This is a genomic window from Sphingomonas sp. TREG-RG-20F-R18-01 (assembly GCF_022662475.1).
In the GTDB taxonomy this organism is placed as follows: Bacteria; Pseudomonadota; Alphaproteobacteria; order Sphingomonadales; family Sphingomonadaceae; genus Sphingomonas.
This window is the reverse complement of the sequence record NZ_JAKNQQ010000003.1, coordinates 438588-460568: the sequence shown is the minus strand read 5'-3', so window position 1 is coordinate 460568 and position 21981 is coordinate 438588. Positions and strand designations below refer to the sequence as shown.

At 67.4% G+C, this 21981-nt stretch carries 22 protein-coding genes; 11 read left to right on the top strand and 11 right to left on the bottom strand.

What is annotated here, in order from left to right:
- Positions 1-71: 71 nt before the first annotated feature.
- Both recR and def read left to right on the top strand, forming a co-directional pair.
- Positions 72-668 carry a recombination mediator RecR gene (gene recR, locus L8K25_RS11890; RefSeq protein WP_242139278.1) on the top strand — a complete coding sequence of 199 codons (597 nt, stop codon included), beginning with the start codon at positions 72-74 and terminating at the stop codon, positions 666-668.
- A gap of 144 nt (positions 669-812) precedes the next feature.
- The gene (gene def / locus L8K25_RS11885) at positions 813-1343 is read left to right on the top strand and encodes a peptide deformylase (protein WP_242139115.1); all 531 of its coding nucleotides are present in this window, start codon (positions 813-815) and stop codon (positions 1341-1343) included.
- A 112-nt stretch (positions 1344-1455) separates the two neighbouring features.
- Here the strand turns inward: def and L8K25_RS11880 are convergent, their stop codons facing one another.
- Positions 1456-3120 (bottom strand): formate--tetrahydrofolate ligase, encoded by a 1665-nt coding sequence (locus L8K25_RS11880; protein WP_242139114.1) that lies wholly within the window; start codon positions 3118-3120, stop codon positions 1456-1458.
- Between the two features lie 155 nt (positions 3121-3275).
- Between L8K25_RS11880 and rmuC the strand changes: the two genes are divergently transcribed.
- The 3 genes from rmuC (at position 3276) to L8K25_RS11865 (ending at position 5337) form a co-directional block, all read left to right on the top strand.
- On the top strand, positions 3276-4721 hold the full coding sequence (rmuC, locus tag L8K25_RS11875) for a DNA recombination protein RmuC (protein WP_242139113.1): 1446 nt from the start codon (positions 3276-3278) through the stop codon (positions 4719-4721).
- A gap of 119 nt (positions 4722-4840) precedes the next feature.
- Complete coding sequence (locus L8K25_RS11870) at positions 4841-4978, top strand: hypothetical protein (RefSeq protein ID WP_242139112.1); 138 nt, start codon at positions 4841-4843, stop codon at positions 4976-4978.
- A gap of 14 nt (positions 4979-4992) precedes the next feature.
- Positions 4993-5337 (top strand): PilZ domain-containing protein, encoded by a 345-nt coding sequence (locus L8K25_RS11865; protein ID WP_242139111.1) that lies wholly within the window; start codon positions 4993-4995, stop codon positions 5335-5337.
- On the opposite strand, the gene L8K25_RS11860 is transcribed toward L8K25_RS11865, so the two are convergent.
- From L8K25_RS11860 to L8K25_RS11830, 7 genes are read right to left on the bottom strand one after another with little or no spacing between them, the layout of a single operon-like run.
- Entirely contained in the window at positions 5334-6134 is an 801-nt protein-coding gene (locus tag L8K25_RS11860; protein ID WP_242139110.1) for an RNA methyltransferase, read from the bottom strand. The genes L8K25_RS11865 and L8K25_RS11860 overlap by 4 nt on opposite strands.
- A 7-nt stretch (positions 6135-6141) precedes the next feature.
- Positions 6142-6414, bottom strand: coding sequence for an HPr family phosphocarrier protein (locus tag L8K25_RS11855; RefSeq protein WP_242139109.1), 273 nt, complete (start codon positions 6412-6414; stop codon positions 6142-6144).
- Positions 6414-6821 carry a PTS sugar transporter subunit IIA gene (locus tag L8K25_RS11850; protein WP_242139108.1) on the bottom strand — a complete coding sequence of 136 codons (408 nt, stop codon included), beginning with the start codon at positions 6819-6821 and terminating at the stop codon, positions 6414-6416. The genes L8K25_RS11855 and L8K25_RS11850 overlap by 1 nt, the downstream gene beginning before the upstream one ends.
- 30 nt (positions 6822-6851) lie before the next feature.
- Entirely contained in the window at positions 6852-7793 is a 942-nt protein-coding gene (gene rapZ / locus L8K25_RS11845; RefSeq protein WP_242139107.1) for an RNase adapter RapZ, read from the bottom strand.
- Complete coding sequence (locus L8K25_RS11840; RefSeq protein WP_242139106.1) at positions 7790-8212, bottom strand: HPr kinase/phosphatase C-terminal domain-containing protein; 423 nt, start codon at positions 8210-8212, stop codon at positions 7790-7792. The genes rapZ and L8K25_RS11840 overlap by 4 nt, the downstream gene beginning before the upstream one ends.
- The gene (locus tag L8K25_RS11835; protein WP_242139105.1) at positions 8209-9804 is read right to left on the bottom strand and encodes an ATP-binding protein; all 1596 of its coding nucleotides are present in this window, start codon (positions 9802-9804) and stop codon (positions 8209-8211) included. Before L8K25_RS11835 ends, L8K25_RS11840 begins: the two co-directional genes overlap by 4 nt.
- A complete protein-coding gene (locus L8K25_RS11830; RefSeq protein ID WP_242139104.1) occupies positions 9773-10480 on the bottom strand; it encodes a response regulator transcription factor in 708 nt (235 codons plus the stop codon). The genes L8K25_RS11835 and L8K25_RS11830 overlap by 32 nt, the downstream gene beginning before the upstream one ends.
- Positions 10481-10682: 202 nt before the next feature.
- Between L8K25_RS11830 and L8K25_RS11825 the strand changes: the two genes are divergently transcribed.
- From L8K25_RS11825 to L8K25_RS11800, 6 genes are all read left to right on the top strand, one after another.
- Positions 10683-12290 (top strand): phosphoenolpyruvate carboxykinase, encoded by a 1608-nt coding sequence (locus L8K25_RS11825; protein WP_242139103.1) that lies wholly within the window; start codon positions 10683-10685, stop codon positions 12288-12290.
- Positions 12291-12688: 398 nt separating this feature from the next.
- A complete protein-coding gene (locus tag L8K25_RS11820; RefSeq protein ID WP_242139102.1) occupies positions 12689-12997 on the top strand; it encodes a hypothetical protein in 309 nt (102 codons plus the stop codon).
- A gap of 328 nt (positions 12998-13325) precedes the next feature.
- Positions 13326-14756, top strand: a complete 1431-nt coding sequence (locus tag L8K25_RS11815; RefSeq protein WP_242139101.1) for a PQQ-dependent sugar dehydrogenase — start codon at positions 13326-13328, stop codon at positions 14754-14756.
- Positions 14757-14962: 206 nt separating this feature from the next.
- Complete coding sequence (gene guaB, locus L8K25_RS11810; RefSeq protein WP_242139100.1) at positions 14963-16420, top strand: IMP dehydrogenase; 1458 nt, start codon at positions 14963-14965, stop codon at positions 16418-16420.
- Positions 16421-16669: 249 nt separating this feature from the next.
- Entirely contained in the window at positions 16670-17842 is a 1173-nt protein-coding gene (locus L8K25_RS11805; protein ID WP_242139099.1) for an RsmB/NOP family class I SAM-dependent RNA methyltransferase, read from the top strand.
- 34 nt (positions 17843-17876) lie between these two features.
- Positions 17877-18401, top strand: coding sequence for a hypothetical protein (locus L8K25_RS11800; RefSeq protein ID WP_242139098.1), 525 nt, complete (start codon positions 17877-17879; stop codon positions 18399-18401).
- A 306-nt stretch (positions 18402-18707) separates the two neighbouring features.
- Here L8K25_RS11800 and rsmA read toward each other — a convergent pair whose 3' ends face one another.
- Genes rsmA through L8K25_RS11785 form a run of 3 tightly spaced genes read right to left on the bottom strand, consistent with a single transcriptional unit; the run spans position 18708 to position 21980 of the window.
- Entirely contained in the window at positions 18708-19550 is an 843-nt protein-coding gene (gene rsmA / locus L8K25_RS11795; RefSeq protein ID WP_242139097.1) for a 16S rRNA (adenine(1518)-N(6)/adenine(1519)-N(6))-dimethyltransferase RsmA, read from the bottom strand.
- The gene (gene pdxA, locus L8K25_RS11790; RefSeq protein ID WP_277923298.1) at positions 19547-20539 is read right to left on the bottom strand and encodes a 4-hydroxythreonine-4-phosphate dehydrogenase PdxA; all 993 of its coding nucleotides are present in this window, start codon (positions 20537-20539) and stop codon (positions 19547-19549) included. The genes rsmA and pdxA overlap by 4 nt, the downstream gene beginning before the upstream one ends.
- A gap of 19 nt (positions 20540-20558) precedes the next feature.
- Entirely contained in the window at positions 20559-21980 is a 1422-nt protein-coding gene (locus L8K25_RS11785; protein ID WP_242139096.1) for a peptidylprolyl isomerase, read from the bottom strand.
- Between the last annotated feature and the right edge of the window lies 1 nt (position 21981).

The window sequence follows — 21981 nt, the reverse complement described above, 5'->3', positions numbered from 1 at the left end:
CCCTCCCGCGCCTTGCAGTCGACGATCTGCGCCGGGGTGACGAACGCACAATGGCCCCCTATCTGTTCTGGATGGCGTCTCCCGAAATCGAAGCCCTTACGCAGGCGCTCAGCAAGCTCCCCGGGCTCGGACCGCGATCGGCGCGACGGGCGGTGCTGCATCTTCTCAAAAGGCGCGAGGCAGCGCTGGGGCCGTTGCTCAATGCTCTGATGGCTGTCGATGAAAACCTCGCAACCTGTTCAGTTTGCGGGAATGTTGACACCACCAACCCCTGCGGCGTCTGTGCCGACCAGCGGCGCGATGCGCGCGCCTTGTGTGTGGTCGAGGAGGTTGCGGACTTGTGGGCGCTAGATCGCTCGCGCCTGTTCCCGGGGCGTTTTCATGTCCTTGGCGGGCGGCTGTCCGCGCTCGAAGGAGTTCGCCCCGAAGACCTCGCGATCGATTCGCTGGTGCGGCGGATCGCGGATGGCGGGATCGACGAGGTGGTGCTTGCGATGAACGCGACGCTCGAAGGGCAGACCACCGCGCATTACATCGCCGAGCGGATCGAACGCTTCCCGGTGCGCATCACGCAGCTGGCACATGGTTTGCCGGTCGGCGGCGAGCTGGACTATCTCGACGAAGGAACGCTGGCGCAGGCGTTGCGGGCGCGGCGACCTGTTGCCTAGGAGGCGAAACCTCTTTCAACCTGTTCTGATCTTTGTGTCTTTGTGGCTTTGTGCGAAAAAGACTTTCTCGCACGAAGCCACAAAGCCACGAAGAAGCAAGGCAGCAACCTTGACGCGCCGTGCGCGCTTTCCTAGCTCGCGGGAATGGCAGTCCTCGAAATTCTTGAAGTCCCGCATCCCGGCCTCCGCGCCGTCGCGAAGCCCGTCGCAACCGTCGACGACTCGGTGCGCACGATCGTCTCCGACATGTTCGACACGATGTACGACGCGCGAGGCATCGGCCTCGCCGCGACCCAGGTCGCGATCGAGCAGCGGATCGTCGTGATCGACCTGCAGGAAACCGAAGGCGAGGGCGAGGACGCCAAGCCGGTGCGCAAGCCGCTGGTCTTCATCAACCCGGAATTGCTGTCGGTGAGCGACGAGCTGTCGGTCTACGCCGAGGGCTGCCTGTCGATTCCCGAGCAATATGCCGACGTCGAGCGCCCCGCACGATGCCGCGCGGCGTGGCTCGACGAGCAGGGCGTGCGGCAGGAAGGCGACATGGACGGCCTTCTGGCGACCGCGCTTCAGCATGAAATCGACCATCTCAACGGCGTTTTGTTCATCGACCACATCTCGAAGCTCAAGCGCGACATGCTGATGAAAAAGCTGACCAAGATGCGCAAGGCGGGCTGAAACCAGCCTCCTGCGTGCTCCTGCGCAGGCAGAAGCCCAGGGTTACGAGAGCAGTTCCTCGTTACCCAGGGCGCCTGCTTTCGCAGAAGAACGGTGGCTCATCCCTGCCGCTTCAGAACAACCCCTCGATCTCACCCAGCGCCCCGAACCGAATGCCCTCTGCCGCTGGCACGCGCGGCAGGCCCGGCATCGTCATGATCTCCCCGCAGATCGCCACGACGAACCCGGCACCGGCGCTCAGCCGGACCTCGCGGACCGGCACGACGTGCCCGGTCGGCGCACCGAGCTTGGCGGGATCGGTCGAGAAACTATACTGTGTCTTGGCCATGCATACCGGAAGGTGGCCAAACCCCGCCGCCTCCCAGCGCGCCAGCTGCGCGAGCACCGACGGGTCGGCGACGGCTTCCTCCGCGCGATAGATCCGCGTGGCGACCGTATTGATCTTGTCAAACAGCGACAGGTCGTCGGCGTAAAGCGGGGCAAACTGGCCCGGCATATGGTCGCAGAGTGCGACGACCGCCTCCGCCAGCGCCTCGGCCCCGGCGCCGCCTTCGGCCCAGTGCGTGCAGAGGACCGCCTCGCACCCCTGCGCGGCCGCGATGGCGCGGATCGCCTCGAACTCTTCCGGCGTATCGCTGTCGAATCGGTTGACCGCCACCACCACCGGAACCCCGAACGCGCGGACGTTCTCGATATGACGGGCGAGGTTGACGCCGCCGCGACGCACCGCGTCCACGTCCGGCGCGGACAAATCCGCCTTGGCCACCCCGCCGTTCATCTTGAGCGCGCGAACCGTCGCAACGATCACGGTCGCCGCCGGCTTGAGCCCGGCCTGGCGACATTTGATGTCGAAGAACTTCTCCGCCCCGAGGTCGGCGCCAAAGCCCGCTTCGGTGACGACATAGTCCGCCAGACCCAGCGCGGTGCGCGTGGCGATGACCGAGTTGCAGCCATGCGCGATGTTGGCGAAAGGCCCGCCGTGGATCAGCGCGGGCGTCCCCTCCAGCGTCTGGACGAGGTTGGGTTTGATCGCCTGGGCGAGCAACACCGCCATGGCGCCATCGGCCTTCAGGTCCCTGGCGGTCACCGGCTGCCGATCGCGCGTATAAGCGACGACGATCCGCCCGAGCCGCGCTTCGAGGTCGTGCAAGTCGTCCGCCAGACAGAGGATCGCCATGACTTCCGAAGCGACGGTAATGTCGAATCCGCTTTCCCGCGGAAACCCGTTCGCGGGTCCGCCGAGCGACTGCGCGATGTCCCGCAATGCCCGGTCGTTCATGTCGAGCACCCGCCGCCACACGATCCGGCGCACGTCGATGTCGAGCGAATTGCCCCAGTGGACATGGTTGTCGATCATCGCGGCCAGCAGATTGTGCGCCGACGTGATGGCGTGGAAATCGCCCGTGAAATGGAGGTTGATGTCTTCCATCGGCACGACCTGTGCGTAGCCGCCCCCGGTCGCGCCGCCCTTGGTCCCGAAGCACGGGCCAAGCGACGGTTCGCGCAGCGCGAGCATCGTCTTGCGGCCGGTCCGGTTGAGCGCGTCCGCGAGGCCGACCGACGTCGTCGACTTGCCCTCGCCGGCGGGGGTCGGGTTGATCGCGGTGACGAGGATCAGCTTCCCGGTCGAGGTCGCCGCGGGCAGGCGGGTGAGGTCGATCTTCGCCTTGAAACGTCCATAAGGCTCGACCGCCTCCGGGGGGATTCCCGCTGCCGCGCCGATCGCGCTGATGGGGTGCAGGGTGGCGGCGCGCGAGATCGCGATGTCGGACAGCATGGAGCGCCCATAACCGCTCGGATCGGATAGGGGGAGGGGGGAAGTGGCGCATCGCTGATGCATTCCGGCGCGTCCGGGCTATTTGACCCCGCCCGGCGCTTGTCCGCATCCGGCCCCGCCGCTACGGTTCCCAGAATGTTCCAGAAAGACCCAGCATGACCGGCCTTACGATTTCCCTGCTTGCGATCGGTGCGCTCCTCGTCGGCCTGGCGTTCGGATGGCTGCTGGGCAATCGCCCGCTGGCCGCCGCCCGCGCCGATGCGGCGGCGCGCGACGCCGATTTCCGGCGCGCGATCGTCGATCTCGCCAGTGCCGAACAACGCGCCCGCGACGCCGAGCAGCTGCGCGTCGATCTGGCGGAACTGCGCGATGAACGCGACGTCGCGCGGCTCGAAAATACCGCGCTCAAGACGCATGCCTCGGCGTTCGAGAACCGGCTGGCGGAAATGCGTGATGCGGATGACGCGCGCCTCAAGCTGGTGCGCGAAACGCACGAGACGCGGATCGCCGAATTGCTCCACGCGAAGGACCTGCTCGCCACGCAATTTTCCGAAGTGTCGAACAAACTGCTCAACGATGCGCAAGACGTGTTCCTGAAGCGCGCCGATGAACGCTTCCGCCAGTCGGAAGAGACGGCGGGGCAGAATCTCAAATCGATGCTCCAGCCCGTCAGCGACCGTTTGCTGCGGTATGAAGAGACCGTGACCAAGGTCGAGGCCGAGCGGCTGAGCGCGTTCGACCAGTTGAAGGGGCAGCTCGAGGGGTTGCGCGTCGGGCAGGAGAAGGTGTCGAGCGAGGCCGCCAAGCTGGTCAATTCGTTGCGCAACGCACCCAAGTCGCGCGGCCGCTGGGGCGAGCAGCAGCTCAAGAATGTCCTCGAAACCTGTGGGTTATCCGAACATACGGACTTTCAGACCGAAGTATCGGTGGCAGGCGGCGACGAAGGCGGACGGCTACGGCCCGATGCAATCGTGACCGTACCCGGCGGCCGCAGCCTAGTGATCGACGCCAAGGTGTCGCTCAACGCCTATCAGGATGCCTTTGGCGCGGTCGACGAGGCGGAGCGGTCGAAGGGGCTCGCGATGCACGCCGCCGCCATGCGCGCCCACGTCAACGGACTGGGCAACAAGGCGTATTGGAGTCAGTTCGCCGATGCGCCCGATTATGTCATCATGTTCGTCCCCGGCGAACATTTCCTGACCGCGGCACTCGAGCAGGACCCGACCCTGTGGGACTTCGCGTTCGACAAGCGGGTCTTGCTGGCGACCCCGACCAATCTGATCGCGATCGCGCGAACCGTCGCGGCGGTGTGGCGGCAGGAGCGGCTGGCCAAGGAAGCACGGCAGATCGGCGAACTTGGCAAGGAATTGTACGAGCGCCTGGCCAAGGCGGCGGGCGACTTGCGCAAGGTTGGCAGCGGGCTGACCAGCGCGGTCAACAATTACAACACGTTCGTCTCGAGCTTCGAAAGCCGCGTACTGGTGACCGGTCGCAAGTTCCGGGATCTCAACATCGAGACGACGGCGCGGGAGATCGACGACGTGCCGCCGGTCGAGGCATTGGCACGCTATGGCGAGGCGGTCGCGCTGCCCCCGGCCTAGACGGCGTCCGAACCCGCGGACGACACGTCGAAGACCGAGCTCAAACAGGAGGTTGAGGCGGGGGGTCTGAGTCCTTCTTAACCTCTGTCGCGTAAGGCTGGGGCGGAGAAGGATGTGGTATGCCCTGCGTAGAGGACTTATCGGCGATCAACCGGCGCGGCGCCGATCGGCGGATTGCGGACCAGCCGGCCTATGACGGCAAGGAACGTCGCAAGCGCGATCGGTGCGCGGTCGAGTGCGATCAGCAACCGTCCTGATCGGGATGGGCGTCATGGACCAGGCCACGCTCGGTCCCGTCCCGGTAGCGGACGAGGAGCCCGAACGCCGGATCGGCGACCGGGTCGCGATCACCGTCGGGATCACGTTGCGCGAGCGGAACTGGAAGGCGCAACCGGCGGGGCTGCTGGAGGTATCGCGGACGGGATGCCGCGTCGACAATCTCACCATCACGCCCGGCTCCACGGTATGGGTCAAGCTCCCCGGGCTCGAGCCGATCGAGGCGAAAGTCAGCTGGTCGCGTGCCTGGCAGTGCGGGATCCGGTTCGACCAGCCGCTGCATCCGGCGGTGTTCGACCATCTGGTCGCCCGCACGGCGGGAGCGGCCGTCGCCCGCTAGCGCCGAACCTGATCCAGCACCTGATAGGCCATCACGGCGGTGGCGACCGCGGCATTGAGGCTGTCCGCCTTGCCGAGCATCGGGATCTTGACGAGCGTATCGCACGCCGCGGCATAATCGTCGGGCATCCCTTGCGCTTCGTTGCCCGTCAGCAGGAAGGTCGGCGCGCCATAGCTCGCGGCGCGGTAATCGGTGGAAGTATCGAGGCTCAACCCGACCAGCTGGCCCGGCCCGCTGCGCAACCACGCCAGGAACGGATCCCAGTCGCACTGCACGACCGGCACGGTGAACAATGCGCCCATGCTTGCGCGCACCGCTTCGACCGAAAAGGGGTCGACACACTCGCCGATCAGGATCAGCCCGCCCGCGCCGACCGCATCACCCGTACGCAGGATCGTACCCAGGTTGCCCGGATCGCGCAGCCGCTCGGCGACCAGCCAGATCGGCGATGCCGCGCGATCCAGGCTATCGAGCGTCCGCGTGAACTCGGCAAAGACGCCGACCACCGCTTGTGGATTATCCTTGCCCGACAGTTTGGACAGAATGTCCGGGACCGTCTCGATCGCCTCGCCGCCCGCGCCCTCGACCGCCGCGACCAGCGTGCGAACCAGCGGATGCGCCGCGCTGTCGCGGGCGTAGAAGAGGTATTGCGGGATCCGCCCGGCCTCGCGGGCCTCGGTCAGGATCCGCAGGCCCTCGGCGAGGAACAATCCTTCCTCCCGGCGGTTGCGCTTCTCGCGCAGCGACCGCACCCGCTTGATCAGCGGGTTGGAATAGGCCGTGATTTCCCGGGGCATGCGGCGTTCAATCCTCGCCGAACTTTGCCTCGACCAGTGCGCACAGCGCACCGACGGCGGCCTCGGCCTGGTCGCCCTGCGCGGAGATGGTGATCGTATCGCCCATCGCGGCGCCCAGCATCATCAGCCCCATGATCGAGGTACCGGTGACCGATCCGGCCCCGTCCTTTTCGACATGGAGCTCGCACGGCTGGGTCGCGGCGAGCGTCACGAACTTCGCGCTGGCCCGGGCGTGCAGCCCGCGCCGGTTGGTGATGACGACGCTGCGGCTGACCGACATCAAGCCGCTGCCTCGCCCAGAACCTCGGACGCGACGGAAATATACTTGCGCCCCGCTTCGCGCGCGGCGGCGACCGCGTCGACCACCTTCATGGCCTTGCGGGCCGATTCGAGCCGGATCAGCATCGGCAGGTTGATCCCGGCGATCACTTCGATGCGGCCGCGTTCCAGCAGCGAAATGGCGAGGTTGGAGGGGGTGCCGCCGAACAGGTCGGTCAGCAGGATCACGCCGCGGCCGGCATCGACGCGCGCGATCGCGGCGGCAATGTCGTTGCGGCGTTCTTCCATGTCATCTTCCGGCCCGATGCAAACCGTCGCGACCCGTTCCTGCTTGCCGACGACATGCTCCATCGCCGTCACGAATTCGTCGGCCAACCGGCCATGCGTCACGAGAACCAGCCCGATCATCGTACCGCCCCAATCATGCAACCGCCCATTTCACGCTACTGCCGTTCCGTCTTGCTGGCGTTCGTCCGGCGCCCCCTCCAGCGAGTCTTGCGGGGCGGCGGCGAGATCCCGATGTGCGACCGTGGGCGAAAATCCGGCATCGCGCAACCGCGCGGCAACGCGTTCGGTGACATGCACGGACCGGTGTCTCCCCCCGGTACATCCGAACGCTACCGTCAAATAAGACTTTCCTTCAGCGCGATAGCGCGGAAGCAGCAGGAGCAGCAGCTCCTCGATCCGGCCAACCGCCGCGCCGTAGGCAGGATCCTGCGCGACATAGGCCGCGACATCCGCGTCGAGCCCCGTGCCCGGCCGCAAATCCGGCACCCAGTGCGGGTTGCGCAGAAACCGCATGTCGAACACGAGGTCGGCGTTGCGGGGCACCCCGCGCGCGAAGCCGAACGACATGACCGACAGGGTCGGCCCGTCCTGATGCTCGCGCGAGAACGTGTCGCGCACCTGTTGCGCCAGCTGGTTGCTGGTCAGGTCGGTGGTATCGATCAGCCGGTTCGCCCAGCGACGCAGCGGCGCCAGCAATTCGCGTTCGCGCGCAATCCCGTCCGCGGCCGGGCGGTCGAGCGCCAGCGGATGCCGTCGGCGGGTTTCGGAATAGCGCCGCTCGAGTTCGCCGCCCGCACAGTCGAGGAACAGCGTGCCGATGTCGTGGCCGAACTTCTCGCGCAGATGCTTGATCCGTTCGACGATGCGGTCCGAATCGAAGTCGCGCGTCCGTGCCCCGATCCCGAGCGCAAGCGGCTGGCGCGAGCGTTCGGCGCCTTCGGGCAAGGGCGCGCTGAGCAGGCGATCGAGCAGCAGCAACGGCAAGTTGTCGACGACCTCCCAGCCCAAGTCCTCGAGCGTCCGCAGCACGGTCGACTTGCCCGCGCCGGACATGCCGGTGACGAGCAGGATTTCCTTGGGGTCAAGCGTCATGACGCCTCTCTAGCGTGCCGCAGCGCCAATTCCACCTTGATCGGCGCGGAAAGCTCGAATGGGTCGATCGCGATCTCGGGGATCGCTATCCCATCATAGTCGGCGGTGGTTGGTACCGGCATGCGTTCGACCGGCCGATCGAGCCGCACCGCCAGGACAACCGGCACGTCACTCGTCCGTTCCACCGCGATGATGCCGAGGCCGCGCACCTCGATCTTTCCCGAGATCGTCGCGGGGGCGGTCGCCAGCAGGCGATCGTCGCCGCGGGCCAGTACGGTATAATCGTCGCTCACCAGCACGGCGCCGCGGTCGATCAGCCGCAGCGCAAGGTCCGACTTGCCCGATCCGGACGGCCCGAGCAGCAGGATCGCCGCGCCATCGATCGCAACCGTGGTCGCATGCACCAGCATCGCGGTCATCGCGGTTCGCTGACCGGCAGGCGAATGACGAAGCGCGCGCCGCCGATGCCCCCGCCGCGAGCTTCCGCCGTGATCTGCCCCTGATGCGCCTCGACGATGGTCCGCGCGATCGCGAGGCCAAGCCCGGAATGCTTGCCGAACGCTTCGTCGGGCGGGCGCAGCGACTGGAAGCGCTGGAACACCTGCTCGCGCGCGGTGGGGGGAACCCCTGGCCCCTCGTCCTCCACTTCCAGCACGACGTCCTCGAGATCGCGGGCGACGGTGATGCTGATCAGTCCGTGTTCGGGCGAGAAGGACACCGCATTGTCGATTAGATTGTCGAACACCCGTTCCAGCCGCGCGCCTTCGCCGAGCACGACGAATCCGGCGTCGCTGGCGTCGCGCAGCACGAGGCGGAGCCGAATGCCGCGCTCGACGCCACGCGCGTCGCGCCCGGCGATCAGCGCGGCGAGCATCGCGCCGAGATCGACCGCCTCGAACTTCGCGCGGCTGAGCTGCGCATCGAGTCGCGAGGCTTCCGCGATGTCGGTGATCAGCCGGTCGAGCCGGTGGACGTCGTCGCGCACGATCGCGAGGAGGCGTTCTTGCAGGGCAGGGTCCTTGACCAGCGCCATGCCCTCGACCGCCGAGCGCAGCGATGCGAGCGGATTCTTCATCTCGTGCGTCACGTCCGCGGCAAACGCCTCGATCGCGTCGATGCGCGCGCGCAACGCGAGGCTCATGTCGGACAAGGCGCGGGCGAGCATGCCGATTTCGTCGCGGCGTTCGGGCAATCGCGGAACGACGACCTCGCGCGCGCGCCCGACCCGGACCCGTACCGCCGCGCGCGCCAGCCGCCGCAGCGGACGGACGATCGTCCGCGCCAGGAACAGCGACAGCAGGATCGAGACGATCGAGACGATCATCAGCACGATGCCGAGGCGGAAGCGCTCGACTCGGACGGTCTGCGTGATCTCGCGCGCATTGTTGGTCGTCATCACGACGCCGCCTCGAGGCAGGGGCGCGGCGGCGGTGATGACGGGCGTGCGATCCGGCGCACGCCAGACGGTGGCGGCGACCGTCGGGGTATCGCGCGCGGTGCGCACGTCGGGCCAGTTGAGCCCCGAGACGTGCTCGCGGTACAAGGGCGCGCGCGGCGTCCCGACCACCGTGTCGATCACCGCGTCGAGGAAGCGCGCGGACGCCTGGCTCCAGTCCTGCTTGTCCGGGTCCTGCAGCACGAAGTTGCGCAGCCCCAGCGCACGCGTGTCGATCACGGGGCGCGCGCTGGCATCATAGATCCGCACCCGCGCGCCCATGTCGCGCGCGAGCTTCAGCGCCAGCCCGTCGCGCTGCGCGTCCGGCACGGCGACGATCGCCTCCGCGATCAGCCGGGCTTCGCGGATCGACTGGGTGACGCGGCCGTCCACGATCCGGCTGCGGTAGGAATCGAGATAGAAGAATCCGCCTGCCAGCATCGCCAGCGCGAAGACGTTGACGAACAGGATCCGCGGCGTGAGCGAGACGCGCGCGGACCAGCGGAGCGACAGCGCGCGGGCATCCTCCTCGCGCGCGGGCTCGTCATTCCTCGGAGAATCGATAGCCCGCTCCATAGAGTGTCTCGATTGCATCGAAGGTCGAATCGACCTGCCGGAACTTGCGGCGTACGCGCTTGATGTGGCTGTCGATGGTACGATCATCGACGTAGATGTCGTCGTGATAGGCCGCGTCCATCAACTGGTTGCGGGTCTTCACGATACCGGGGCGCTGCGCCAGCGTCTCCAGGATCAGGAATTCGGTGACGGTCAGCGTGACGGCGGCACCGTCCCAGGTGACGCGGTGCCGCGCGGTGTCCATCGCGAGCCGCCCGCGCACGAGATTGGTTTCCGCCGCGGGCTCCTCCGCGCCGGGGCCGCCCTGCGATACCTCCGCGCGGCGCAGGATCGCGCGGATCCGGGCGATCAGAAGGCGCTGCGAAAACGGCTTGGCGATGTAATCGTCCGCGCCCATCGCGAGCCCGAGCGCCTCGTCCAGCTCGTCGTCCTTCGAGGTCAGGAAGATCACCGGGACCATGCTCTTCTCGCGCAGGCGGCGCAGCAGCTCGAGGCCGTCCATCCGCGGCATCTTGATGTCGAGGATCGCAATATCGGGCGGATTGTCGACCAGCGCCTTCAGCGCGGTCTCGCCATCCGAATAGAGCCGGGTGACGAAACCCTCGGCCTGCAGCGCGATCGAAACCGACGTCAGGATGTTGCGGTCGTCATCGACCAGGGCAATCGTTGCCGTCATCGGCGAAGGGGCCTCGTGTCGTTGAAGATCGGCCCTAATCCATTACGACCCCAGCCTCAATGGAAGCTGAACGGACGCTGTCCTATCCTCGGTCGCGCGCGCCGTCGCTACGTTTGACCGCGGGACATGGCAACGATATGCGCCGGAAACCAAAGCATACGTATGCAGGCCCACGATGGTCGGCACAGTAGGAGAAGATATTGTGAGCGAACGCATCCCCATGTCGGGGCTGGACGCGCAGGGCATCGAGACCCGCGCGAGCCTTCACTGGAACCTCGTCACCGCCCGCCTGATCCAGGCCGCGATCTCGCGCGGCGAGGGCAAATTGTCCGCCGATGGCCCGCTGGTGGTCGAAACCGGCGCGCATACCGGCCGTTCCGCGCAAGACAAGTTCATCGTCCGCGACGCCGAGACCGAGTCGACCGTCTGGTGGGGCAAGAGCAACAAGGCGATGAGCCCGGAGCATTTCGCCGCGCTCAAGGCGGATTTCCTCGCAGCACTTCGCCACAAGGAGGATCTGTTCATCCAGGACCTGTTCGGCGGGTCGCAGCCCGAGCACCGCGTGAAGGTCCGCGTCGTCAACGAACTGGCGTGGCACAACAGCTTCATCCGCACGATGCTGGTGCGGCCCGCGGAATCCGAGCTGCGCGACTTCGTGCCGGATTACACGATCATCGACCTGCCGAGCTTCCGTGCCTCGCCCGAGCGGCACGGCTGCCGCAGCGAGACGGTGATCGCGGTCAACTTCACCGACAAGCTGATCCTGATCGGCGGTACGCGGTACGCCGGCGAGATGAAGAAGTCGGTGTTCAGCCTGCTCAACTATCTCCTCCCGCCGACCGGGGTGATGCCGATGCATTGCTCGGCCAACATGGGGCCCGACGGCGACACCGCGGTGTTCTTCGGCCTGTCGGGCACCGGCAAGACGACCTTGAGCGCGGACGCGAGCCGCACGCTGATCGGCGATGACGAGCATGGCTGGTCGGACACCGCCGTCTTCAATTTCGAGGGCGGCTGCTACGCCAAGATGATCCGGCTTTCGGCCGACGCGGAACCCGAGATATTCGCGACGACCAAGCGGTTCGGGACGATCCTCGAGAACGTCGTGATGGACCCGGTGACGCGCCAGCTCGACCTCGACGACGCGAGCCTCGCCGAGAACAGCCGCGGGGCGTATCCGATCGACTTCATCCCCAATGCGTCCGCGGACAACATGGGGCCGGTCCCGCGCAACATCGTGATGCTGACCGCCGACGCTTACGGCATCCTCCCGCCGATCGCCAAGCTGACGCCGGAACAGGCGATGTACCACTTCCTCTCGGGCTATACCGCGCGTGTCGCCGGCACCGAGATCGGCGTGACCGAGCCCGACGCGACCTTCTCGACCTGCTTTGGCGCGCCGTTCATGGCGCGGCATCCGTCGGTCTACGGCAATCTGCTCAAGGAGCGGATCGCTAGGGGCGGGGTCGATTGCTGGCTGGTCAACACCGGCTGGACTGGCGGCAAGTACGGCGTCGGCAGCCGCATGCCGATCAAGGCGACGCGGGCGCTGCTCAACGCGGCCCTCGACGGCAGCCTCAACGACGCCGAGTTCCGCACCGACCCGAACTTCGGGTTCAAGGTGCCGGTCGCGGTGCCGGGGGTCGACAGCGCGATCCTCGACCCGCGCGCGACCTGGGCGGACAAGGACGCGTATGACGCCACGGCGGCCCGGCTCGTCGACCTGTTCGTCGACAACTTCGCGCAGTTCGCGGAGCATGTCGACGAAGGCGTGCGGCAGTCCGCGCCGAAGGTCCACGCGCCGGCTTGATCCGCCCGGGAACCGGCATCGGGGCCATCGTTGCGGTTCCGATGCCGGTTGCCATGCCAGGTCCAGGCCTATTTTCCCGACGCCGCCGCACGGGGCGGCGGGGCGGGGCGGGGCGCGGGCCTGCGGCCTGCCTCGTCCTGACGACATGCTCGAGGCGCATCATACGGTGCCCCGCTGGCGGCGGTGCGTTTACGCGCGATACCTTCTGTTCGCCGTTGTTGCGCGGCGAGTCGTTGGCGGGCCCCCACCGTGGGCCGCTTCCGCTGGTATGCCGTAGAACAACGCCGTGGCCGCACAACGGCGAAACACCGAAAGTCAAAACTGCTTGTCGCGGTGACCGCGCGGGCATGATAGGCGAGGCCGTCGTACCGATCAGTGTAGAGGATGGATCGATGGGAATGCTCGACGACCTGCTGGGTCAAGTATCGCAAAACGTCGACGTCAAGAATCTGGCGGCCAAGGTCGGGCTCACCCCTGAACAGGTCGAACAGGCGATCCAGGCGCTCGGCCAGGCGCATGCCGCGCCGGGCGATACCGTCGGTACCGCGGCCGCCAGCACGGGATTCTCCTCCGAGACGCTTCAGCAGATCATCCAGCAGATTGGCGGCGAGGGCGCGCTAGCGAAGTTCGCGGCGCTGATGGGTGAACAGGGCGGCGTTCTCGGCCAGCTCGGCTCGCTCGCATCAGGGTTCTTCGGCAAGAAGTAACGGCGGACGTTCGAAGTCGTTTCAGTTCAACCTCCAATACAGTCTGCTGCTCGCTCCTGGTGATCGGGTGCGAGTGACGGGGCCGTGTGCAAGTGCCGACTGGTCCGCCGCGCGGGTACTGTTGGTCCGCGGCTCAAACCGGTTGCCCCTCTGCCCGCTATCATCGTGATGGTCGGGACCAGAAAGAGATCGTTGCGCCGGGCGACTTGTCGGCTACGCTCAAGACCTTGCGAGGTGTCGAGCAGATCGATGATTCGCTACGTCGGGGGGAATGTACATGTCTGGAACGAAACCGCGCGCGCACGCGCGCATACGGAGTGCTGGCTTCTTGTCGGCGCTGACTCTGACGATGCTTTCCGCGTGCAGCGGCGGGGCCGGGGGGACTGATCCCCGGACCGTTTCGCCACCGATTGCAAACCAGGCACCGGTCTTCACGTCGTCCGCAGCCGTCAACGTTGTCGAGAACGTCACGGGTTCGGTATATCAGGCGACCGCGACCGATGCGAACAACGACACGCTGACCTACGCGGTGACCGGGGGCAGCGACGCCGCGCGTTTCGCGATCACGGCATCCGGGCAGGTTTCGTTCGTCGCCCCGCCCAATTTCGATTTGCCGGCCGACGCCGACGGCAACAACGTCTATGAGGTGCAGATCAGCGTCAGTGACGGCAAGGCGACGACCGTGCTTGCGCTGGCGGTGACCGTAACCAACTCGAAGGAGGGGATCGCGGTCCGTCGCGTGGCGACCGGCTTTACCAGTCCGGTCGCAATGGCACCGGTCAGCGATACCGTCGTGCTGGTCGCGGAAAAGGGGGGCGCGATCTATCAGCTCAACCCGCAGACCGGAGCACGCACCCTGCTGGTGCAGGTGGCGTCCCCCGGCCCGGTCGGGGTCGTCGCGATGGCCGCCGCGCCGAGCTTCACGACTGATGGCACGTTTTTCGTCATGTACATGTCACAGGCGGGCTCCTTGATCGTGAACCGCTACCTTCGCAATAACGCTGGTCCGACGGTGCCGGACACTTTCGGCCCGACCCTTGCGATCAACGCTGCGCAATATGCGGGAGGCGGGTGGCTGGGCTATGATGCCACGGGCACGTTGCTGGCGGCGACCGGCGATGCGGGCGGAAAGGGCGATCCGACCGGCAGCGCGCAGGACGATGCATCGCGGCTCGGCAAGCTGTTGCGGATCGCGGCCAACCCCGACCCCTATGCTGGCGCGTCACCCGTCTTCTTCCTCATCTCGACCATTGCCAAGGGCTTCCACCAGCCGAACGGTGGCAGCCTTTCCGGCACCGGCATTCTCCTGGCGGATCACGGGCAGGACGCGGCCGAGGAAATCAACAGCATTGCTACCGGGGCAACCGCCGGCAATTTCGGATGGCCTTTTCTGGAAGGCACGCGCGCGGTGCAAGGCACGGCCCCGGCTGGCCTGACCGCCCCGGTGCTCGAATATCTCCGCGCGAGCGGATTGCGCACCGGGCAGGCGATCGTCGGCGGCGCGATGGGGCCATCCGCGATTCCATCGCTCCGCAGCCAATATGTCTTCGCGGATGGCGGCGGCGCGATCTTCGCGATCAACGCCGCGTCCCTGGCGGCGGGAACAACCGCCTCCGCCAGTATGATCGAACGCCGCGATGCAGATTTCGCGCCGGACCAGGGGACGATCGACCATCCGGTCGCCGTCACGGCCGGGCCGGGCGGCACGCTCTATATCCTGGACCAGGATGGCGAGGTGTTTCGAGTCGACGCGGGATGACCCCGAAAAGGCGATGGCAGGTGAGCGGTTCCCGGCGGTACCCGGATTGATCGAAGGCCAGGTGCGCGCGGCGACTGCAGCGTCGTGCGCACCGTCAATCGGCGCAAATCGGGTCCGGGCGCCGCCATGCTCTGGCGCTTTGCGGGGTCGGCGGTTACATGGACCGCCACGACTCGCTTTTCTCCCCCCGCGCAGGACCGGCACCCATGGACATTCGCCTCGGACTCACTTTCGACGATGTCCTCCTGGTGCCCGCTGAATCGGACATCGTCCCGAGCCAGACCAACACCGCGACGCGCGTGACGCGCGGCATCTCGCTCGACATTCCGATCCTCTCGTCCGCGATGGACACCGTGACCGAGGCCGACATGGCGATCGTCATGGCGCAGCTGGGCGGCATCGGCGTGCTCCATCGCAACATGGAAGTCGACGAACAGGTCGCAGCCGTCCGCGCGGTCAAGCGCTTCGAAAGCGGCATGGTCGTCAACCCGATCACGATCGAGCCGCACGCGACGCTGGCGGACGCGCAGGCGTTGATGAAGCATCACCGGATCAGCGGCATCCCGGTCGTCCGCGCGGACGGCGTGCTCGTCGGCATCCTCACCAACCGCGACGTCCGCTTCGCCGAGAACCCGCGCCAGCCGGTCTCCGAGCTGATGACGCACGAGAACCTCGCGACGGTTTCGCCGGGCGTCACGCAGGAAGAGGCGCGTCGCCTGCTCCATCACCGCCGGATCGAGAAGCTGCTCGTGGTGGACGAGGCGTATCGCTGCATCGGCCTCATCACCGTCAAGGACATCGAGAAGGCGGTCACCTACCCGAACGCGACCAAGGACGCCGCCGGGCGGCTCCGCGTCGCCGCAGCAACGACGGTCGGCGACAAGGGGTTCGACCGCACCGCCGCGCTGGTCGATGCCGAGCTCGATCTCGTCGTCATCGACACCGCGCACGGCCATAACCGCGACGTCGCGCGCGCGGTCGAGCGGGTCAAGAAGCTGAGCAATTCGGTCCAGGTCATCGCGGGCAACGTCGCGACCGCCGAAGCGACGCGCGCGCTGATCGATGCGGGCGCGGACGGGATCAAGGTCGGGATCGGCCCGGGGTCGATCTGCACCACGCGCGTCGTCGCGGGGGTCGGCGTGCCGCAGCTGACCGCCGTCATGGATTGCGCCGAAGTCGGCCAGAAGATGGGCGTGCCGGTCATCGCCGACGGCGGCCTGCGCACCTCGGGCGATCTCGCCAAGGCACTCGCGGCGGGCGCTTCGGCCTGCATGATCGGTTCGCTGCTCGCAGGGACCGAGGAAGCGCCAGGCGATACGTTCCTGTTCCAGGGCCGCGCGTACAAGTCGTATCGCGGCATGGGCTCGGTCGGCGCGATGGGCCGTGGGTCGGCGGATCGCTATTTCCAGGGCGATATCAAGGACCAGATGAAGCTCGTTCCCGAAGGGATCGAAGGGCAGGTCGCGTTCAAAGGCCCGGCGCGCGACGTGATCCACCAACTCGTCGGCGGCATCCGCGCGGCGATGGGCTATACCGGATCGTCGAGCATCACCGCGCTGCAGGAGCGCGCGCGCTTCGTGCAGATCACGGGCGCTGGCCTCAAGGAAAGCCACGTCCACGACGTGGACATCACGCGCGAGGCGCCGAATTACCCGACGCGCTGAGCGGCTAGCGCTCTCTTCCTTTTCTTCCCCGGCGAAGGCCGGGGCCCAGTCACGCTAGCCGACGTAATCACGCGCAGCGTTCAAAACCCACTGTTCCTCGACTGGGCCCCGGCCTTCGCCGGGGAAGAGGCTTAAGGTGGAAGGCGCTTTAGGAGGAAGCGGCTTGAGCTGGATGCAGCTTTTAGGTGATTGCGCCCTAGACAGGCTATGGGCACGCCACGACACACGATTGCCCCCGAAAGACCGCCAATGACCCCCGCTGCAAGAACCCAGGCCGCGATCGAGCTGCTCGACGAGATCATCGTGGCGGCGCGCGATTCCGGGGCGGCGGCGGATACGATCGTCGCGCGGTATTTCGCCAACCGTCGCTACGCCGGCAGCAAGGACCGCCGCGCGGTCCGGGAGCTGGTCTATGCCGCGATCCGCACGCTCGGGGAACGCCCGCGCTCGGGCCGCGCCGCGATGCTGGCGCTCGCCGCCGAGGATCCCGCGCTGGCCGAGACGTTCGACGGCGTCGGCCATGGCCCCGCCAGGATCGGCGATGGCGAGAGCAAGGCTTGGCCCGGGGTTGCGCCCAACTGGCTGCTCGAACGGTTGCGGGCGTCGGGCCTCGACGAAGGCGAGTTTCCCGCCCTCATCGACCGCGCACCGCTCGACGTGCGGGTCAATCGCGCGAGGGCGGAGGACGTCGCGATCGACGGGGCGGTCGCGATCGCTGGCTTGCCGGATGGCTTGCGGCTGCCGACCGGCACCGATGTCGACCGGCTCGAGGGCATTCCCGACGGCGCGCTCGAGGTGCAGGACGCCGGCAGCCAGATCGTGACGCTCGCGGCCGACGCGCGACCCGGCCAGCGGATCGTCGACCTGTGCGCCGGTGCGGGGGGCAAGACGCTGGCGCTGGCGGCCGCGATGCACGGGGAGGGAACCATCCTCGCCACCGATACCGATCGCAACCGGCTGGCGCGGCTGGCGCCGCGCGCCGAGCGGGCGGGGGTGGACGGGGTCGAGACGCGCCTGCTGAACCCGGGGCGGGAATCGGAGATGCTGGCGGATTGGGCGGCGAGCGCGGATTGCGTGCTGATCGATGCGCCCTGCTCGGGGACGGGCACCTGGCGGCGCAACCCGGAAGCGCGCTGGCGTTTGAGCCCCGAACGCCTCGACCGTTTGGTCGCGACGCAACAGCATGTGCTCGCGGTGGGCGCGGAACTGGTGCGGCCGGGTGGGGCGATGGTCTATATCGTCTGTTCGCTGCTCGACGAGGAGGGCGCGGGGCAGGTCGCCGCGTTCCTAGCCGACCATGCCGGATGGCATGGCGAACCGCTGCGGTTGCCGGCCGGACGGGCCCATGGCGCGGGGATGCGGCTCACGCCGGCGCACGATGCGACCGACGGGTTTTTTGTCGCACGACTGACGCGTGGGTGATACCGCTGTCGCCGTGCCGAAGCTGGAGTCTCTCATGCGTTATACTTCTGTCGCCGTCGCAGCCGCGCTGACGCTGCTGACGATCGGCACCGCCGTTCAGGGGCAGCGTGCCGAGGATGCGATCGACGCGCGGTCGCTCGCCTTGCTGGCAAAGGGGCGGATGCTGCAGGCGGCCGGCAATCTCGATGCGGCGACGGACATGCTCGAGAGCGCGGTGGCGGTCGATCCGCGCAATCGCGATGCATTCGTCGTGCTGGGACAAGTCGCGCAGTCCCGCGCGTTGCCGGGCAAGGCGATCCGGCTGTACCGCGAAGCGCTGTCGCTCGATCCGAACGACGTCGTCGCCTTGCGGGGGCAGGGCGAGGCGCTGGTCGCGCGCGGCGCGGTGCAACGCGCCAAGGACAATCTCGCCAAGATCCGCACGGTCTGCGCCAAGCGCGCCTGTCCCGAAATCGCGGCCTTGTCCGCATCGATCGCCAAGGGTCCGCCGGTGGTGACCGCCGCCGCATCCACCGTCGTGCCGCCGCCGGGGGCCGTGGGCGGAGCGGCCAAAGACTGAGTCCCGCCGTTCGAGTTAGGCGACGTTCCCGTTGATCCTGCCGGGAAGGCGCGTCGACGCCACCCCGTTTCCGTGTGACGGCAGAAGGCCCGGCGTCGCCACAGCTTGCGCCGCTGGTTGTCGTGGCGCCCGGACTTGCCCCGCCCGGGCGCGCCCAGGCGCATCGCGCTGTCCTACACGCGTCTGGCGCGCTAGGATCGGACGATGCTCTTTCCCATCACCGGATTGGTTTCGGATTGCACCGAGGGACGGGGCGACCGCGCATACGATTCCGCCTAACTTTCCCCTAACCTTCCGCGCGGCGGATTATCCCAGGGCGCGCGCGACGGCGACGAATTCGGCAACGCTGACCGTCTCCGCGCGCCGGGTCGCATCGATTCCGACCGCCGCCAGGGCGTCGAGCGCGCCGGGGACGCCCTTCAGGCTTTGGCGCAGCATCTTGCGCCGTTGGCCGAAGGCGGCCCCGGTCAGTCGTTCCAGCGTGGCGAAGCGGACCGCCTGCGGCGCGGGCTCGGGCAGCAGATGCACCACGGCCGACATCACCTTGGGCGGCGGGGTAAAGGCCGACCGATGGACCGGCATCGCCAGCGTCGCCTTGCTGCGCCACTGCGCCAGCACGGCGAGCCGTCCATAGGCATCGTCGTCGGTCCGCGCGACGATCCGGTCGGCGACTTCGCGCTGGAACATCAGCGTCAGGCTCTGCCACCACGGGTCCCAGTCGGCGGACAGCCACCGGACCAGCAGCGCGGTGCCGATATTATAAGGGAGATTGGAGGCGATATGCGGCTTGCCCGCGAACAGCGGAACGGCGTCGATCTCGAGCGCGTCGCCCTCGATGACGGTCAGCCGCCCGGGATAGGCTTCGCCCAGTTCGGCCAGCGCCGGTATGCAGCGGCGGTCGCGTTCGATCGCGGTCACACGAGCCCCGGCGGCGAGCAGCGCGCGGGTCAGCCCGCCCGGCCCCGGGCCGATCTCCAGTACCTCGGCATCGGTCAGGTCCCCGGGAATCCGGGCGATCCGCGCGAGCAATTGTGCGTCGAGCAGGAAATTCTGCCCGAGTGCCTTGCTGGCCGCCAGGCCGTGGCGCGCGATGACGTCACGCAGCGGCGGAAGGTCTGGCCGTGGCAACGGCGCGTCGGGCAGGCTCACGCGTCGGCGGCGGCGCGGCGGTCGGCGGCGTCCCCGGCGAGGCGGATCGCCGCGATCATCGCGCCCGGCTCGGCGATGTTCTTGCCCGCTATGTCGAAGGCGGTGCCGTGGTCGGGGGAGGTCCGCACGATCGGCAGGCCGAGCGTGATGTTGACGCCTTCGTCGAAATACAGCGTCTTGATCGGGATCAGCGCCTGATCGTGATAGCAGCACATGACCGCATCATAGTTCAGGCGCGCGCGGGGATGGAACAGCGTGTCGGCAGCGAACGGTCCGGTCGCCACGATCCCCTCGGCACAGAGCTGGGCGACGGCGGGGGCGATGATGTCGATCTCCTCGCGTCCGATCGCGCCGCTTTCGCCGGCATGCGGATTGAACCCCGCAAAGGCGATCCGGGGGTTGGTGATCCCGAAATTGCGGGTCAGCCCGCGTGCCGTCGCACGGCCCTTCGCGACGAGCAGTTCGATCGACAGCAGTGCGCTGACCTCGGCCAGCGGAACGTGCGTCGTGATCGGCACGACTCGGAGGTCGGGACCGGCGAGCATCATCACCGCATTCTCGCCGGCGATGCCGCACCGCTCCGCCACGAATTCGGTCTGGCCGGGATAGGTGAAGCCGATGTGATACAGTTGCGCCTTCGAGACCGGCGCGGTGACCAGCGCACGTGCTGCCCCCGATCGGACGAGGCCGGCGGCCAGTTCCAGCGCCCGCAGCGCGCATCGCGCGCCCTCGACGTCCGGCCGGCCCGTCACGATCTCGCCGCCATCCTCGACCGTCAGGACCGGAAGCGCGTCGTCGAACACGCCGCGTGCCGCATCGGGGTGCGAGATCGGCCGGACCGGCCCGTCCCACACCGCCGAAATCGCCCGCACGTCGCCGGTCGCGAAGAACGGCTGCAAGCCGGCTTCGCGCCGTTTCGCCCAGGCCTTGGCCAGGATCTCGGGCCCGATACCGGCCGGATCGCCCATCGAGATGACGATCGGCGCCAGCGGCGTAAAGGCGGAGGGATCAGCGATATTCGATGATCGCGTCACGGCGAAGATCGCGCAGGAGCTGGTTCGCGCGCAGGTTGACGCGGGCATTCTCCATCTGGCCGCGCACCTGCTCGACGCCCGGTACGGTGCTGCCGGACGATTCGTCGCGGCCGCACAGGACCAGCGAGCGGATGCCGTCCTTGGCGGAGCCGAACGGCGGCGTGGACTCGCCGACGCTCAGCTTGGCCATGATGTCGCGCAGCGCCGGCGGAAGATCGCGGATCCGGACCGAATCGTTGTCGACCACCTCGGCCCCCAGTGCCGACGCCACCTTGGCCACTTCGCCGCAGCCACGGATCGTCTTGGACAGCTTGGCGAATTCGGTAACGCGAACGTCAGCCTGCGCCTGCGTGATGCCGTCCGGGAAGCGAACGCTCAACTGCTTCAGCGTCAGCTTCGCATCGAGCGGATCGGCCACGCCGACCTTCCGGGTATCGACGAGGTAAATGATCGAGAAGCCGCCGGGGACTTCGATCGGACCGGCGAGGTGCTCGGGCTGCATCGTCTTGATCGCCTCGACCAGCGTCGGCGGCAGCTGTGCCAACTGGTTTTCGTTGAGCCAGCCAAGATCCCCGCCGGTCGACCGCGTAGAGGCTTCGGACATGGCACCGGCATAATAGCCGAAGCTGTCGTCGCCCTTTTCGCGCTTCTGGATCGACGCCATGATCTGCTGCTCTTGCGCAAACACTTCCTGCGACCGGTCGCCGCCTGCCGACAGGTAGATCTCGCGGACGTGATATTCGGTCGTGCCCTGCTGCTTCTTCAGCTTGTCGATGATCGCCTGCACTTCCTCATCGCCGACGTTGATGTCGACCTTGCGGCGGAGATAGCGGTTCCACGAAAGCTCGGCCTCGACCTGGCGCTTGAAGGAGCGCTCGGACGATCCGATGCTGCGCAGATAGGCGCGCATTTCGGGCGTGGACTTGCCGAAATTGCTGCGGACGATGGAATCGTAGCTCTTGTTGACCTCTTCGAGCGAGATCTTGACGTCGGCGGTCTTCGCCTCCTGGATCTGCAGCGTTTCGTCGATCAACTGGCGGATCACGAGCAGGCGATACTGCGCCATTTCCTGTTCCGACAGCTTCATGTCGCGCGCGGCGAGCAGGAAGGCGAGGCGCTGGTCGACGTCGGTGCCGGTGATGACGGTGCCGTTGACGATGGCGGTCGGCTTGCGGACGTTGGGGTCGATCTTGCCGAAGATCTGCGGGTTGGTCGGGAGGTCGAGATTGCCGCTGCGATTGGCGGACGCCTGCTGTTCAGCGGCGTCCGGCCCCGCCGGGTCCGGCGCGGTCTGCGCGATCGACGCACCTGCCATGGCGACTGACGCCGCGAGCATCGCTCCGAAACCCAAACGGCGCACCGTCCGCACCGTCTTGCCTGTCGTAATCGTCACCAAA